Origin of the sequence: Streptomyces sp. NPDC005393 (assembly GCF_040606675.1) — a bacterium.
Classification (GTDB): domain Bacteria; phylum Actinomycetota; class Actinomycetes; order Streptomycetales; family Streptomycetaceae; genus Streptomyces.
Map to the genome: position 1 here is coordinate 1 of NZ_JBEXFG010000125.1, position 2,349 is coordinate 2,349.

Consider the following 2,349-nt stretch of genomic DNA (forward strand, 5'->3'; position numbering starts at 1 on the left):
GCGAGCACGATCCGCCCGTCAGCCGCGCGCGGCAACGGCGTCGAGGCAAGCAGCCTGCGCAGGCGGCGCGGCTCCAGCCAGCCATGATTGACCGCGTCGTACATCGCCCCGTGCCCGCGCCGGTGCTCGGCCGTGAGCGTCAGCTCGACCAGCGAGGTGACCGGACCATCCGCGCACAGCACCGCGTCGGTGAGCTCGAAGAGCGCATCCGCCCGACTGTAAAGACAGTCGTAGAACTGGACACGAAAGTGGGACAGGACGCCCAGCGCGGCGTCAGCAGACTGTTCAGGGGCGAGACTCTTCACCAGCGGCGCTTCCTTCACGCGACGTTGCTCGACACCTCGAAGCGTGAAGAACGGCCGCCCTGCTGTCTCAGGAACAAACCAAGATCAGCAGGTCGAGTGACCGGCGAGGTTAAAGATCAAGCTGAGCTCCTGATGGTTGGTCGGCTTGTGGGGTGGCCGTCGCATGAGGGGAGCGCAAGGGGAGCGCATTGGGATTGGTGATCCAGGCCCGTGGCCTGGTCTTTTGTGGCGAACGGCGATTCCGCTGCTGAAGTCTTGTGGCAGTCGGCGTGTCGGTGCTGGGATTGGCGGTTCAAACGGGTCGAAGGAAGAGCCGCGCATCGGGGCATGAGCGTGAGTGGCAACGAGCGCGGAGTTTTCTGAGCGCCCTGGACGCTTGTTTCGTGACGATCTGGAGTTCACCCGTTTCTGTTGGGGTCCGGCAAGTGCTCGGCCGAGCTCCGGGCCGATCCGTCGCGCTGTAGGAGTCCGGGGTCGCTGCTCTACGCCTTCGTGTCTGTGCGAGCTGGGAACGGAGAGCGAGATCCGGCTTGGATGTCCGTCTCTTCGGCCGCCGCCAGGCGATCAGGTGACACATCGCGCGGTCATCGGGTCTGCCGGGGCGTCAGGGCGTCGGGCGATGTCCGGGGCGAGCAGGTCCGTCCACCGCCGGCGCTCTCGCTGGCCACGGTCAGGCTGTGAAGGGTTTAGTTCGGTTGACAGCTGTCCAGGTCGTGGCGAAGTCTCAAGTGGCAGATTCTCCAGCGCGAGGAGTGTGGCCGGTGGACAGCGACGAGCTCTTGGCCCTACTGGCCGCGGTGGGGCACCCGCAGCGTCTGAGGGTCATCGCCGAGCTCGCCGACGGCCGACAGTACGTCAGTGAGCTGGCCCGACGGCTGGAGATGTCCCGTCCTCTTCTGTACATGCACCTCGACCGCCTCGAGAAGGTGGGCCTGGTCGTCGGGAGCCTGAACGCCTCCGAGGAGGGGAAGGCGCTCAAGTACTTCGAGCTGGTCCCGTTCGAGCTGAACCTGAACACCGATCTGATCCTCGGGGTGGTGCAGGCCGACGACGCCTGGGCGGAGGCGAGCACTCCTTGGCGGATGCGCAGAACGTGTCCCGCACCCCGGCCCCGGTGTCCGACGACGCGCTGGGCCCCGGGACGCGGCTCGACGACCATGAGTGGTACCCGTGTCGAAGTCCTCCGTGACAGCCACCAGGACTCCGCCGGCTTCCTCCAAGCTGCGCAGGTTGACCTGGCTCTCGTGGTTGTTGCGACCGAAGCGACTCCACTTCCACACGAGGACGCAGTCCGCCTCGCCCTCTCGCACCCGCTCGATCAACTGGGCGATCTGGCGCTTGGCGAACGAGCGGCCAGTCATGCCTAGGTCCTGCACCGGCTCGCCCACGACCTCGATGTCGTGCTCCTTCGCGTACATCTCGCAGGCATAGCTCTGCTGCTCGGGGGAGTACATCTCCTCCCGAGCCATGCTGACGCGGATGTTGACGATCGCCTTCGCGAGCTGCCGGGCACGTCCCCTTCGAGCCACCTGGGCCTCGTTGCTGTGATCTGGCGACAGTATGTACGTGTTTTCCTGCCGCCCTGAGGCGCAACCCACCCCTGGCGCTTCTGGATCGACGGCGAACCGTCGGTGAGCCCCTACCGGGGACACAGCCCCCGGCGCCGGAATACGACGCGTCGTCAGGTCGGAACTTGACTCCCGCTGAACAGACGCCTAACGTAGCCCGAGCCGCTTGAGACGGGCAGCGCTGTCGGCACGGACCTTACGATCCGGTCGCAGCAAGCCCCAGGCGGCAAACCACTACTCACGACTCCCGAACAGGGTCTTATCTCGCTGCGCGAAATTACGGCCCGTGGCTCCGATTAGGCACCCGGTGGGAAATTCGCTAAAGTAGTGGACACGCCGGAAGGCGCGAAACACCCCGCTCCAACAGGGGGCCGGAAACGTAATTCGGACCGGAAACGGAACGGAAAACGGATCTGGTAAGGTTGGAAACACGAAAGACCGAAGGGAAGCGCCCGGAGAAACCGGTGATACGGTTT

General features: G+C 65.2%; 1 protein-coding gene and 3 pseudogenes. 2 read left to right on the forward strand and 2 right to left on the reverse strand.

Annotation, left to right across the window (positions count from 1 at the left end; all coding sequences use genetic code 11):
- A partial coding sequence (locus ABZS71_RS35500) for a transposase (RefSeq protein ID WP_356216964.1) occupies positions 1-266 on the reverse strand: 266 nt, incomplete at its 3' end.
- Between the two features lie 800 nt (positions 267-1,066).
- Between ABZS71_RS35500 and ABZS71_RS35505 the strand changes: the two are divergent.
- Positions 1,067-1,321, forward strand: a pseudogene (locus ABZS71_RS35505) (winged helix-turn-helix domain-containing protein); the annotation flags it as partial.
- Between the two features lie 195 nt (positions 1,322-1,516).
- Here ABZS71_RS35505 and ABZS71_RS35510 read toward each other — a convergent pair.
- Positions 1,517-1,774: pseudogene (locus ABZS71_RS35510) on the reverse strand (recombinase family protein); the annotation flags it as partial.
- Between the two features lie 117 nt (positions 1,775-1,891).
- Here ABZS71_RS35510 and ABZS71_RS35515 point away from each other — a divergent pair.
- Positions 1,892-2,002: pseudogene (locus ABZS71_RS35515) on the forward strand (3-methyladenine DNA glycosylase); the annotation flags it as partial.
- Positions 2,003-2,349: the final 347 nt, after the last annotated feature.